Origin of the sequence: Serratia sp. 2880STDY5682894 (genome assembly GCF_001537385.1) — a bacterium.
Classification (GTDB): domain Bacteria; phylum Pseudomonadota; class Gammaproteobacteria; order Enterobacterales; family Enterobacteriaceae; genus Serratia; species Serratia nevei.
This window is the reverse complement of record NZ_FCJA01000004.1, coordinates 424,272-436,929: the sequence shown is the minus strand read 5'-3', so window position 1 is coordinate 436,929 and position 12,658 is coordinate 424,272. Positions and strand designations below refer to the sequence as shown.

Sequence of the window (12,658 nt, the reverse complement as noted above, 5' to 3'; positions counted from 1 at the left end):
GATTCGCCTCGTTTAGCCTTCGTGCAGGCCGCACTCGCGCTTCAGTCCGAAGAAACGCGTCTCTTCCTCGCTCATGCCCGGCTCCCACTTCTGGGTGGTGTGGGTATCGCCTACCGACAGGTAGCCCTGCTCCCACAGCGGGTGATAGCTCAGCCCGTGCTCGTTAAGATACTGGTAAATCTTGCGGTTGTCCCAGTCGATGATCGGCAAGATCTTGAACACCCCGCGCTGCACCGCCAGCACCGGCAGATTGGCGCGGCTGCCGGACTGCTCGCGCCGCAGGCCGGCGAACCAGCTCTGTGCCCCCAGCGTCTCCAGCGCGCGGTTCATCGGCTCAACCTTGTTGATCTGGTTGTACTTTTCAATCCCTTCCACGCCCTGTTCCCACAGCTTGCCGTAGCGCGCCTCTTGCCAGGCGGGAGACTGTTCGGCGCGGAACACCTGCAGATTCAGCTTCAGCTGGTCGGTCAGTTGATCGATAAAGCGGTAGGTTTCCGGGAACAGGTAACCGGTGTCGGTCAGGATCACCGGGATATCCGGCCGGATGCGCGTCACCAGGTGCAGACACACCGCCGCCTGAATGCCGAAACTGGACGAGAGTACGAACTCGCCGGGCAGATGCTCCAGCGCCCATGCAACGCGCTGTTCGGCGCCGAGGGTCTCCAGTTGGCCGTTGACCACCGCCAATGCCAGCGCCTGCCCGGATTTGGGCAACGCGTTCAGCGCCGCCAGATCGAATTCAGCCATGTTGTCTCTCCTGCTACTTGAAATTACCTGTGCGGCCCCTCTGCCCAGGGGCCGCCCGGCCTCACTCCCAGAAATCTCGCGCCGGGTCCAGCACCGGTTTGACGATGCCCGCGCGAACGGTGAAGTCGCCGAAGCCTTCGCCGGCATTACGCTCTTTCGCCCAGCGCCCCACCAACAGGTCGATCTCGCTCAGGATCTCGTCTTCGTTGATGTTCTCGCGGTACATGCGCGGAATGCGCGTGCCTTCGCGGTTGCCCCCCAAATGCAGGTTATAGCGGCCGACCGCCTTGCCCACCAGCCCCAGCTCCGCCAGCAGCGCGCGGCCGCAGCCGTTCGGGCAGCCGGTGATGCGCAGCACGATATGCTCGTCGCCCACCCCGTGCCGATGCATGATCCCTTCCACCTTGGTAACGAACTGCGGCAGGAAGCGCTCGGCCTCCGCCATCGCCAACGGGCAGGTCGGGAACGATACGCAGGCCATCGAGTTCTTGCGTTGCTCGCTGATCTCGTCGTCGATCAGGCCATGATCGCGCGCCAGGGCTTCGATCTTTGCCTTCTCGCTTTCCGGCACGCCGGCGATGATCACGTTTTGGTTCGCCGTCAGACGGAAGTCGCCTTTATGGATCTTGGCGATCTCCGCCATGCCGGTCTTCAGCGGGCGCCCCGGATAGTCCAGCAGGCGGCCGTTCTCGATAAACAGCGTCAGGTGCCACTGATCGTCGATGCCCTTCACCCAACCGATGCGATCGCCGCGGCCGGTGAATTCATACGGCCGGATCGGCGCGAAGGTGATGCCGGCGCGTTTTTCCACTTCGGCGCGGAAAACGTCCACCCCGACACGCTCCAGCGTGTATTTGGTTTTGGCGTTCTTGCGATCGGTGCGGTTGCCCCAGTCGCGCTGCGTGGTCACCACGGCCTCCGCGACCGCCAGCGTATGTTCGAGCGGAATGTAGCCGAACTCGCTGGCCTGGCGCGCGTAGGTTTTCTTGTTGCCGTGCTCGATGGACAACCCGCCGCCCACCAGCAGGTTGAAGCCTACCAGCTTGCCGTTTTCGGCGATCGCCACGAAGTTCATGTCGTTGGCGTGCAGATCGACGTCGTTCTGCGGCGGGATCACCACCGTGGTTTTGAACTTACGCGGCAGGTAGGTCGGCCCCAGAATCGGCTCTTCGTCGGTAGTGGCCACCTTCTCCTGATCCAGCCACACCTCGGCGTAGGCGCGGGTGCGCGGCAGCAGGTGTTCGGAGATCTTCTTCGCCCACTCGTAGGCTTCCTGATGCAGCTCGGACTCCACCGGGTTGGAGGTGCACAGCACGTTGCGGTTCACGTCGTTGGCGGTCGCCAGCGCGTCCAGCCCCAGGCGGTTCAGCAGCTGGTGCACCGGTTTGACGTTGCCTTTCAGAATGCCGTGAAACTGGAACGTCTGGCGGTTGGTGATGCGAATGCTGCCGTACAGCGTGCTCTCCTGCGCGAACTTGTCGATGCCCAGCCACTGCTGCGGGCTGATGATGCCGCCCGGCAGGCGGCAGCGCAGCATCATGGCGTGGCGCGGCTCCAGCTTCTGCTCAGCGCGTTCGGCGCGAATATCGCGGTCATCCTGCTGATACATGCCGTGAAAACGGATCAGCAGGAAGTTGTCGCCGTTGAAGCCGCCGGTCAGGCCGTCGTTCAAATCTTCGGCGATGGTGCCGCGCAGGAAGTGGCTCTCCTTCTTCATGCGCTCCGCATCGGCCAGTTTGCCTTCGACTACCAAAGGCCCGGGGTGTTTATCACTCATCAGTAAACATCTCGCTGATAACGGCGCTCAAGGCGCAGCTCACTTAAAAATTCATCCGCCTGCTCGGTATCCATGCCACCGTGCTCGGCCACCAGTTCCAGTAATGTGTTTTCCACGTCTTTCGCCATGCGATTGGCATCGCCGCAGACGTAAATGTGCGCGCCTTCCTGAATCCAGCGCCACACTTCCGCGCCCTGTTCGCGCAGTTTGTCTTGTACGTATATTTTATGTTGTTGGTCGCGGGACCAGGCCAGATCGATGCGGGTCAGCAGGCCGTCTTTCACGTAGCGCTGCCATTCGACCTGATACAGGAAATCTTCGGTAAAGTGCGGGTTGCCGAAGAACAGCCAGTTCTTGCCGCCGGCGCCGTCGGCGTCGCGCTGCTGCATAAAGGCGCGGAACGGCGCGATGCCGGTGCCCGGGCCGATCATGATCACCGGCGCTTCCGGATTGGCCGGCAGGCGGAAGTTGTCGTTGTGTTCGATAAACACCCGCACGTCGCCGTCCTCCTCCAGGCGATCCGCCAGGAAGCCGGAGGCGCCGCCGCTGCGGGCGCGCCCGTCGATGTCGTAACGCACCACGCCCACGGTGATGTGCACTTCGCTTTCGTTCTCCGCCTGCGAAGAGGCGATGGAGTACAGGCGCGGCGTCAGCGGGCGCAGCAGACCGACCAGCTGTTCGGCGCTCAGGTCCGCCGGCGCCTGACGCACCATGTCGACGATCGGCGTGTTGTGCGCATAGTGCTGCAGCGCGGCTTTATCCGCCAACAGGCCGATCAGCGTTTCATCGCGCGACAGCGCGGCGTATTTATCGACGATCGGCGTGGTGTTCTGCGTCAGCTCGAAATGGCTGCGCAGCGCCTGCGCCAGCGGCAGGGTTTGCCCTTCCACCTCGACCGGCTCGTCGCCTTTCAGCCACAACAGCTGCACCAGTTCGTCCACCAGCGCCGGATCGTTGTCGAACCATACGCCGAGCGCATCGCCCGGCTGATAGCGCAGGCCGGAGTCGCCCAGATCGATCTCGATATGGCGCACGTCTTTATCCGACGCGCGGCCGGTAATTTTCTGATTGACCGCCAGTTGGGCGGTGAGCGGCTGTTCCTTGCTGTACGGGCTGCTGTCGATCAGATCGACCGCGCCGCTGGCTAACACGCCCGGCGCGGCGCTTTCCGCCGGCGCGCGCGCCTTCAGCACCGATACCACCTGTTTACGCCAGGCGGCGGCCAGTTCCTGGTACTCCACGTCGGCGTCCACGCGCTCCACCAGGCGCTCGGCGCCCAGCTCGGCCAGCTTGCCGTCGAAATCCTTACCAGACTGGCAGAAATTCTCATAAGAGGTATCGCCCAGCCCGAACACCGCAAAAGCGGTATCATTCAGCTTCGGCGCCTTCTTCGAGAACAGGAATTTATGCAGCGCCACCGCTTCTTCCGCCGGTTCACCCTCCCCCTGCGTCGAGGCGACGATCACCAGCAGGCGCTCTTGGGCTATCTGCTTGAACTTGTAGTCGCCGGCGCTGATCAGCGTGGCGCTCAGATTGGCGGCCAGCAGATCGTCGCGCAGCTGCTCCGCCAGGCGGCGCGCATTGCCGGTCTGCGAAGCGGAAATGATGGTGATGCCGGCGGCAGCCGCAGGGGCGACAGGCGCAATGGCCACGGCTCCGGGCTGTTGATTGACCATGCCCCAAAAATAGCCGGACAGCCACGCCAGCTGCGTCGGCGAATAGTCGCCGATCGTCGCCTGCAGGCGCGCCAGCTGTTCGGGCGTCAGCGGGAGCAAAGATGTTGGAGGAGCCTGAGTCGTCATTGCTGTACTTATTTCCTATACTTAGCGCCTTTCCTGCCAGGCGCGCGCCAGTGTCAGTCGCTGTCTCTTCGCTGCGTCGGGTGTGCGGAAAAGATCAGGAGAGTTTGTAAGGTTACCGAGCAGAATAGCAACGATTAAATAAGGGATAGCAATAAATCATAACCAAAATGACTAAGCTGTTTTTCTGGTAAGGGATAACGCTTAAACCGTTAAACAAAGTTTTTTATCCAGATGAAATTAAAGCGCTTTTTTTCATCGTTTTTTCACCGTTCAACATTTCGGCTCATTACCCCAGCCGATAGGTGCCGCAAACACCAAACAAAAAAAGTGTTAACCGGGCGCGGCTATCGCGGCGCTAGACCATAACGGTATAAATGGCAAGCAGACGCGCTTTCCGGTACTATGCGGCGGTTTTTGAGTCAATGAGGCCGTAATAATGGCAACCACGCTGTTTAAAGATTTTCAGTTTGAAGCCGCACACCGTTTGCCGCACGTGCCGGAGGGCCATAAATGCGGCCGCCTGCATGGGCATTCGTTTATGGTGCGTCTGGAAGTGACCGGTGAAGTGGACCCCCACACCGGTTGGGTGATGGATTTCGCCGAGCTCAAGGCTGTGTTTTCCCCGATCTGGGAGCGGTTGGATCACCATTATCTGAACGATATTCCAGGATTGGAAAATCCCACCAGCGAAGTGCTCGCCGCCTGGATTTGGCAGCAGCTCAAGCCCCAGTTGCCGGAACTGACTGCGGTGATGGTGAAAGAGACCTGTACTGCGGGATGCGTATATAAAGGTTAAAAGAAAGGGCGCCGCAAAGGCGCCCTGATTTTAGGCGATGTTCAGATACTTGTGGGTCTGCATCGACAGCCGCCAGTTGCGCGCGATGCAGGTTTCAATGCACAGGCGGGTCGCCTCTTCTTTCTGGCTGATCGGCTGCAGCGCAATAATCCGTGCCTTGTCGTCCTGCAGCGTCGCCAGCAGCGCGTCCAGCGCCTCGATGTCGCGCTCGCGCGCCACCGGATGCTTCACCTCGTCGGCGCGCCGCAGCGCCTGATCCAACACCTTCATGCCGCCGCGCATATTCACCTTCGGCGAAACCGTCACCCAGGTTTTGGCGGAACAGCGAATGTCGTGGGTGCCGCTGGTCTCAATCTGGCAGCCGTAGCCATGCTGTTCGAACAGCTCGGTCAGCGGCGTCAGATCGTAGATGCAGGGTTCGCCGCCGGTGATCACCACATGGCGCGCGGTGTAACCTTGTTGGCGCATCACCGCCAGCAGCTGCTCGGCGCCGGCATTGCCCCAGGCGTCGCTTTCCTCTGTTTTGACCAGGATCCGTTGCAGGTCGACTTCCCGATTGGCTTCCTTTTCCCAGGTATGTTTGGTATCGCACCAACTGCACCCTACCGGGCAGCCCTGCAGGCGGATAAAAATGGCCGGCACGCCGGTGAAAAAGCCTTCGCCCTGCAAGGTTTGGAACATCTCATTGATCGGGTACTGCATCGGTTTCTCAATCTGGAAAAGTAAAAAGCGATTATCGCAGATTCCGGCCCGCCGACCAAACGGCCAACATTGTATTAAATTTTATTCTCCGCGCCGCCGCCAGCATATCCCACCGCCAATGGCGCTCATTTAATTTGTGAGTCGTGCTTTGGCCTTTCATCCGCGGTGCAACCTGCTCCACAGAAAACAACACGCAGTTAACAAATAAGATAATTATATTTGACATAAAGCGCCGACGCGCAGATGTATATACAAGCAAACACAAGCCGAGCGCCAGTTTCGGCAACGTTCCATCCATCACGACTACATCTGCGTTTAGAGGGTGCCATGACTCATTCCACCAGCGAGTTGAACATTCAGCAGGCCATCGACGACAGCAAGTTTTCGCTGTTTCACTGGACCCTGATCATTCTCGGATTCCTGATCCTCGCCATCGACGGTTTCGATACCGCCGCCATGGGCTATATCGCCCCCTCGGTCGCCAAAGACTGGGGCATCGTCAAACAGGATCTGGGGCCGGTGCTGAGCGCCGCGCTGCTGGGGCTGTCGCTCGGCGCGCTGATCGCCGGGCCAATCTCCGACCGCATCGGCCGCAAGCGCGTGCTGGTGTTTTCCTGCCTGTTCTTCGGCCTGTCGAGCCTGGCCACCGCCTACGCCGGCTCGCTCAATAGCCTGACGCTGTGGCGTTTCCTCACCGGCCTCGGGCTGGGAGCGGCGATGCCCAACGCCATCACGCTGATCTCCGAATACGCGCCGCAGCGCTGCCGTTCGCTGGCGATCAATACCATGTACTGCGGCTTTCCGCTAGGCGCGGCCGGCGGCGGTGCCATTTCATCGTGGCTGATCCCGAGCTACGGCTGGCACAGCGTGCTGTTGCTCGGCGCCATTGCGCCGCTGGCGTTGACGGTCTTGCTGATCCTGCTGCTGCCTGAATCGGTCAAATATATGGTCAACCGCGGGCAGGATGCGGCGAAGATCAAGCGCATCGCGCAACGCTTCGTCAGTCAGAGCCTTGATGGTGTAACGCGTTTTTACCTATACGAAGAGAAGCTGACGCAGGCCAAGACCAGCGTCGGCCTGCTGTTCAGCCGCCCTTACCTGCTCGGCACGCTGATGCTGTGGGTGACCTACTTCATGGGGCTGGTGATCTACTACGTGTTGCTGAGCTGGATGCCAATCCTGATGCAGGGGCTGGGCTATCAGCTGGAACAGTCGGCGATGCTCACCTCGCTGTTCACCTTCGGCGGCACGCTCGGCATTTTGGTAGCCGGCTGGCTGATGGATCGCTGGAATGCGCACAAGGTGGTCTCGAGCGGCTTTGTCGTCACCGCCCTGCTGATCGTGGCGATGGCGACCGAAGACAAGCAGATCGTATTGCTGGGCGCCTTCATCTTCCTGATGGGCGTCACCATGAACGGTGCGCAGTCCGGGCTGCAAACGCTGGCGGCCACCTTCTACCCCACCCACAGCCGCGCCACCGGCATCGCCTGGATGCAGGGCATCGGCCGCTTCGGCGGCGTCGCCGGCACCATGATGGGCGCCCAACTGCTGGCGATGCAATGGGAAGTGCAGAGCATCCTGATGTTCCTGTGCGTACCGGCGCTGATCGCCGCCATCGCCACGGTGTGCAAGATGAGCCGCAAGCCGATGCTGCAACCGGCCGCCTGAGCCTGGCAAGCCCGCCCACGGCGGGCTTTCTTCCCGCGGTGATAGGGCTTGTTTATCCTCCGCCGCCAACTGTAATCAGTCTGTAAAAATATTGTGACTAGCCGCCCAAAAATGAGTCATTTTTAATTCATTTTTGCCGAACAGCTCACTTTTCTCCGGCTTTTCGTACCTGAAGCCGGCGATGAAAAATCGCATATCAACCTGATATAAAAAGAAAATAACTTTTTCTTATGCCACTTTTCAGCGGCAACTGGTCAGTGTTGCATATGCTTGTACATACAAGTATATGTTAATAAGCCCTACGCATTGTTATGCCGTGGTACTCATCCCCACCACGGCATGGAATCTGCACCGATACTGTTTGAGGAAACTGCTGTGACTACAAATAACAAAGTTCGCAATGTCGATGTACGCGCGCCACGCGGCACACAATTAAACGCAAAAAGCTGGCTGACCGAAGCGCCGTTACGCATGCTGATGAACAACCTCGATCCTGAAGTTGCGGAGAACCCACACGAGCTGGTGGTGTACGGCGGCATCGGCCGCGCCGCACGCGACTGGGATTGCTACGACAAGATCGTCGAAACCCTGAAAACGCTGGAAGAAGACGAAACCCTGCTGGTGCAGTCCGGCAAGCCGGTCGGCGTCTTCAAAACCCACAGCAACGCCCCGCGCGTGCTGATCGCCAACTCCAACCTGGTGCCGCACTGGGCGACCTGGGAACACTTCAACGAACTGGACGCCAAAGGCCTGGCCATGTATGGCCAGATGACCGCCGGCAGCTGGATCTACATCGGCAGCCAGGGCATCGTTCAGGGCACCTATGAGACCTTCGTCGAAGCGGGTCGCCAGCATTACGACGGCAGCCTGCAGGGCCGCTGGGTGCTGACCGCCGGCCTGGGCGGCATGGGCGGCGCGCAGCCGCTGGCCGCGACGCTGGCGGGCGCCTGCTCGCTGAACATCGAATGTCAGCAGAGCCGCATCGATTTCCGCCTGAAAACCCGCTACGTCGATGAGCAGGCCAACGATCTGGACGACGCGCTGGCCCGCATCAAAAAATACACCTCAGAAGGCAAAGCCATCTCCATCGCCCTGTGCGGCAACGCGGCGGAAATTCTGCCTGAGCTGGTTCGCCGCGGCGTGCGCCCGGACATGGTCACCGATCAGACCAGCGCCCACGATCCGCTGAACGGCTACCTGCCGAAGGGCTGGAGCTGGGAAGAGTATCGCCAGCGCGCCCAGACCGAGCCGGCTAAAGTGGTCGCCGCCGCCAAGCAGTCGATGGCCGATCACGTCAAAGCCATGCTGGCGTTCCAGCAGATGGGCGTGCCGACCTTCGACTACGGCAACAACATTCGCCAGATGGCGAAAGAAACCGGCGTCGACAACGCCTTCGACTTCCCGGGCTTCGTGCCGGCCTACATCCGTCCGCTGTTCTGCCGCGGTATCGGGCCGTTCCGCTGGGCGGCGCTGTCCGGCGATCCGCAGGACATCTACAAAACCGACGCCATGGTGAAAGAGCTGATCCCGGATGACGAACACCTGCACCGCTGGCTGGACATGGCGCGCGAGCGCATCAGCTTCCAGGGCCTGCCGGCGCGCATCTGCTGGGTTGGCCTTGGCCAGCGCGCCAAGCTGGGCCTGGCGTTCAACGAGATGGTGCGCCGCGGCGAACTGTCCGCCCCGATCGTCATCGGCCGCGACCACCTGGATTCCGGCTCCGTTTCCAGCCCGAACCGTGAAACCGAAGCGATGAAAGACGGTTCCGATGCGGTTTCCGACTGGCCGTTGCTGAACGCCCTGCTGAACACCGCCAGCGGCGCCACCTGGGTTTCCCTGCACCACGGCGGCGGCGTCGGCATGGGCTTCTCCCAACACTCCGGCATGGTGATCGTCTGCGACGGCACCGACGAGGCCGCCGAGCGCATCGCCCGCGTCCTGCACAATGACCCGGCTACCGGGGTCATGCGTCACGCCGACGCCGGTTACGATATCGCTATCGACTGCGCCCGCGAGCAAGGCCTGAACCTGCCGATGGTTGCCGCGACCCAAGGAGAAAAAGCATGAAAGCGCTGACTATTCGCCCTGGCAAACTGACGCTGGCCCAGCTACGCGACGTCTATCAACACCCGGTGACGCTGACGCTGGACGACAACGCCTACGGCCCTATCCAACAGAGCGTGGCCTGCGTGGAACGCATTGTTGAAGAAAACCGCACCACTTACGGCATCAACACCGGATTTGGCCTGCTGGCTTCGACGCGCATCGCCCGCGACGATCTGGAAAACCTGCAGCGTTCGATCGTGCTGTCACACGCCGCCGGCGTGGGCGAGCCGACCGACGACAACCTGGTGCGCCTGATCATGGTGCTGAAGATCAACAGCCTGTCGCGCGGCTTCTCCGGCATTCGTCTGGAAGTCATTCAGGCGCTGATCGCGCTGGTCAACGCCGAAGTTTATCCGCATATTCCGCTGAAAGGCTCCGTCGGCGCCTCCGGCGACCTGGCGCCGCTGGCGCACATGAGCCTGGTGCTGCTGGGCGAAGGCCAGGCGCGCCATCAGGGCCAATGGCTGCCGGCGACCGAAGCGCTGGCCAAAGCCGGCCTGAAACCGCTGACGCTGGCGGCGAAAGAGGGCCTGGCGCTGCTGAACGGCACCCAGGTCTCCGCCGCCTTCGCGCTGCGCGGCCTGTTCGATGCCGAAGATCTGTTCGCCGCCGCGACCGTGGCGGGCAGCCTGACGGTGGAAGCGGCGCTGGGCTCCCGCAGCCCGTTCGATGCGCGTATCCACGAGGTGCGCGGCCAGCGCGGCCAGATCGACGCCGCCCTCGCCTATCGCCACCTGCTCGGCGCGCGCAGCGAAGTCTCCGACTCGCACCGCAACTGTGAAAAAGTGCAGGATCCTTACTCCCTGCGCTGCCAGCCACAGGTAATGGGCGCCTGCCTGACGCAGATCCGCCAGGCCGCCGAGGTGCTGGAAATTGAAGCCAACGCCGTCTCCGATAACCCGCTGGTGTTCGCGGAACAGGGCGACGTGCTGTCCGGCGGCAACTTCCACGCCGAACCGGTAGCGATGGCCGCCGATAACCTGGCGCTGGCGTTTGCCGAAATCGGTTCGCTGTCCGAGCGCCGCATCTCGCTGATGATGGACAAGCATATGTCGCAGCTGCCACCGTTCCTGGTGGAGAACGGCGGCGTGAACTCCGGCTTCATGATCGCCCAGGTGACCGCTGCGGCGCTGGCCAGCGAAAACAAAGCGCTGGCGCACCCGTCGAGCGTCGACAGCATTCCGACCTCCGCCAACCAGGAAGACCACGTTTCCATGGCGCCGGCCGCCGGTCGCCGCCTGTGGAGCATGGCGGACAACGTGCGCGGCATTCTGGCGGTCGAATGGCTGGCCGCCTGCCAGGGCCTGGATTTCCGCAACGGCCTGAAGACCTCGGAAGGTCTGGAGCAGGCGCGCCGTCTGCTGCGCGAGCATGTCAGTTTCTACGACAAGGACCGTTTCTTCGCCCCCGACATTGAAGCCGCCAACCAACTCTTGGCGGCCGGTCACCTGACATCGCTGCTGCCTGCGGCGCTGCTGCCTAGCCAGGCATAATCATCACACTCTGAATCACGCAGTTTGTTCTGCCCCGCCGGGTGCGTTCCACCCGGCGCGGGCAGCGCGTGCCTGTTCGGCAAACACTTAACGGGAAGCAACATGCGTAACGAAACGACACAACTCAGACGCGGACTAAACGCGCGGCACATCCGTTTCATGGCTCTCGGCTCGGCGATCGGCACCGGCCTGTTCTACGGCTCCGCCGGCGCCATCCAGCTGGCCGGCCCGGCCGTGCTGCTGGCCTACCTGGTGGGCGGCGCGGCGGTGTTCATGGTGATGCGCGCGCTGGGTGAAATGGCGGTGCACCAGCCGGTTTCCGGCTCGTTCGGCCACTACGCCAGCCACTATCTCGGCCCGCTGGCCGGGTTCCTCACCGGTTGGACCTACACCTTCGAAATGGTGATCGTCGCCCTGGCGGACGTCACCGCCTTCGGCATTTATATGGGGCTGTGGTTCCCGGAGGTCGCCCAGTGGGTCTGGGTACTCAGCATCATTCTGTTTATCGGCGCGCTCAACCTGTGCAGCGTCAAGGTATTCGGCGAGCTGGAATTCTGGCTGTCGCTGGTCAAGGTCGCCGCCATCGTGGCGATGATCGTCGGCGGCGCGGCGGTGATGCTGTTCGGCTTCGGCCAAACCCAGCACGCCACCGGTATCAGCAACCTGTGGCAGCACGGCGGCTTTATGCCTAACGGCATCGGCGGCGTGGTCGCGTCATTGGCGGTGGTGATGTTCGCCTTCGGCGGCATCGAGATCATCGGCATTACCGCCAGCGAGGCGAAAGACCCCGCCAAAGTGCTGCCGAAAGCGATCAACGCCGTGCCGGTGCGCATCCTGCTGTTCTACGTGCTGACGCTGACGGTGCTGATGGCGATCTATCCGTGGAACAGCATCGGCCAGAACGGCAGCCCGTTCGTGGAGATCTTCAGCAACCTCGGCATCAGCTCCGCCGCCAACGTACTGAACGTGGTGGTGATCACCGCCGCCATCTCGGCCATTAACAGCGACATCTTCGGCGCCGGCCGCATGATGTACGGCATGGCGCAGGACGGCCAGGCGCCGCGCAGCTTCACCAAACTGACCGCCAGCGGCGTGCCCTGGATGACGGTGCTGGTGATGTCGGTCGCTCTGCTGCTGGCGGTGGTGCTCAACTACCTGATCCCGGAGAAAGTCTTCATGATCATCGCCTCGATCGCCACCTTCGCCACCGTCTGGGTGTGGCTGATGATCCTGCTGTCGCAGATCGTCATGCGCCGCACGCTGTCACCGGAGGAAACCCGTCAGCTGAGCTTCCCGGTGCCGTGGTGGCCAGTGGCGCCGGCATTGGCGACCGCCTTTATGGCATTTGTCATCGGCCTGCTCGGCTACTTCGAAGAGAGCCGCATCGCGCTGTACGTCGGGCTGGTGTGGATCGCTTTACTCACCGTGGCTTACTGGCTGTGGGTGCGCAAGAAAGGCGGCGGCTCGCCGGTGAGCGCGGCAACGCAGCAGATGTAACGCTCGCTTCTGATAAAACCCGCTGCGGCGGGTTTTTTATTGCGCTTTTGGCCAAACGCCGGCCATAAAA

9 protein-coding genes are annotated in these 12,658 nt (G+C 61.7%); 5 read left to right on the top strand and 4 right to left on the bottom strand.

The genetic code is table 11. The features are described from left to right. Positions 1-12: 12 nt before the first annotated feature. The 3 genes from cysH to cysJ form a co-directional block, all read right to left on the bottom strand. Positions 13-747 carry a phosphoadenosine phosphosulfate reductase gene (gene cysH, locus AWX27_RS12585; protein ID WP_060422525.1) on the bottom strand — a complete coding sequence of 245 codons (735 nt, stop codon included), beginning with the start codon at positions 745-747 and terminating at the stop codon, positions 13-15. Between the two features lie 61 nt (positions 748-808). Continuing rightward, positions 809-2,524 (bottom strand): assimilatory sulfite reductase (NADPH) hemoprotein subunit, encoded by a 1,716-nt coding sequence (cysI, locus tag AWX27_RS12580; RefSeq protein ID WP_038871907.1) that lies wholly within the window; start codon positions 2,522-2,524, stop codon positions 809-811. Continuing rightward, entirely contained in the window at positions 2,524-4,326 is a 1,803-nt protein-coding gene (cysJ, locus tag AWX27_RS12575) for an NADPH-dependent assimilatory sulfite reductase flavoprotein subunit (protein WP_060422522.1), read from the bottom strand. The genes cysI and cysJ overlap by 1 nt, the downstream gene beginning before the upstream one ends. Positions 4,327-4,762: 436 nt before the next feature. Between cysJ and queD the strand changes: the two genes are divergently transcribed. Beyond that, positions 4,763-5,122, top strand: coding sequence for a 6-carboxytetrahydropterin synthase QueD (queD, locus tag AWX27_RS12570; RefSeq protein WP_004932638.1), 360 nt, complete (start codon positions 4,763-4,765; stop codon positions 5,120-5,122). 30 nt (positions 5,123-5,152) lie between these two features. Here the strand turns inward: queD and queE are convergent, their stop codons facing one another. Next, entirely contained in the window at positions 5,153-5,824 is a 672-nt protein-coding gene (queE, locus tag AWX27_RS12565) for a 7-carboxy-7-deazaguanine synthase QueE (RefSeq protein WP_047728915.1), read from the bottom strand. 327 nt (positions 5,825-6,151) lie between these two features. Here queE and AWX27_RS12560 point away from each other — a divergent pair, with 327 nt between their 5' ends. The 4 genes from AWX27_RS12560 to AWX27_RS12545 all read left to right on the top strand — a co-directional run bounded on the left by AWX27_RS12560 (position 6,152) and on the right by AWX27_RS12545 (position 12,588). Further along, on the top strand, positions 6,152-7,492 hold the full coding sequence (locus AWX27_RS12560; protein WP_015376678.1) for an MFS transporter: 1,341 nt from the start codon (positions 6,152-6,154) through the stop codon (positions 7,490-7,492). 375 nt (positions 7,493-7,867) lie between these two features. Next, positions 7,868-9,559 (top strand): urocanate hydratase, encoded by a 1,692-nt coding sequence (hutU, locus tag AWX27_RS12555; protein WP_041033306.1) that lies wholly within the window; start codon positions 7,868-7,870, stop codon positions 9,557-9,559. After that, complete coding sequence (hutH, locus tag AWX27_RS12550) at positions 9,556-11,091, top strand: histidine ammonia-lyase (RefSeq protein WP_060422520.1); 1,536 nt, start codon at positions 9,556-9,558, stop codon at positions 11,089-11,091. The genes hutU and hutH overlap by 4 nt, the downstream gene beginning before the upstream one ends. Positions 11,092-11,193: 102 nt before the next feature. Then, complete coding sequence (locus AWX27_RS12545; protein ID WP_060422516.1) at positions 11,194-12,588, top strand: amino acid permease; 1,395 nt, start codon at positions 11,194-11,196, stop codon at positions 12,586-12,588. Positions 12,589-12,658: the final 70 nt, after the last annotated feature.

Bases quoted from the DNA above. Each gene is read 5' to 3' on its own strand.
- cysJ (WP_060422522.1), bottom strand. From the start codon at position 4,326: ATGACGACTCAGGCTCCTCCAACATCTTTGCTCCCGCTGACGCCCGAA.
- cysH (WP_060422525.1), bottom strand. From the start codon at position 747: ATGGCTGAATTCGATCTGGCGGCGCTGAACGCGTTGCCCAAATCCGGG.
- cysI (WP_038871907.1), bottom strand. From the start codon at position 2,524: ATGAGTGATAAACACCCCGGGCCTTTGGTAGTCGAAGGCAAACTGGCC.
- queD (WP_004932638.1), top strand. From the start codon at position 4,763: ATGGCAACCACGCTGTTTAAAGATTTTCAGTTTGAAGCCGCACACCGT.
- hutH (WP_060422520.1), top strand. From the start codon at position 9,556: ATGAAAGCGCTGACTATTCGCCCTGGCAAACTGACGCTGGCCCAGCTA.
- AWX27_RS12560 (WP_015376678.1), top strand. From the start codon at position 6,152: ATGACTCATTCCACCAGCGAGTTGAACATTCAGCAGGCCATCGACGAC.
- AWX27_RS12545 (WP_060422516.1), top strand. From the start codon at position 11,194: ATGCGTAACGAAACGACACAACTCAGACGCGGACTAAACGCGCGGCAC.
- queE (WP_047728915.1), bottom strand. From the start codon at position 5,824: ATGCAGTACCCGATCAATGAGATGTTCCAAACCTTGCAGGGCGAAGGC.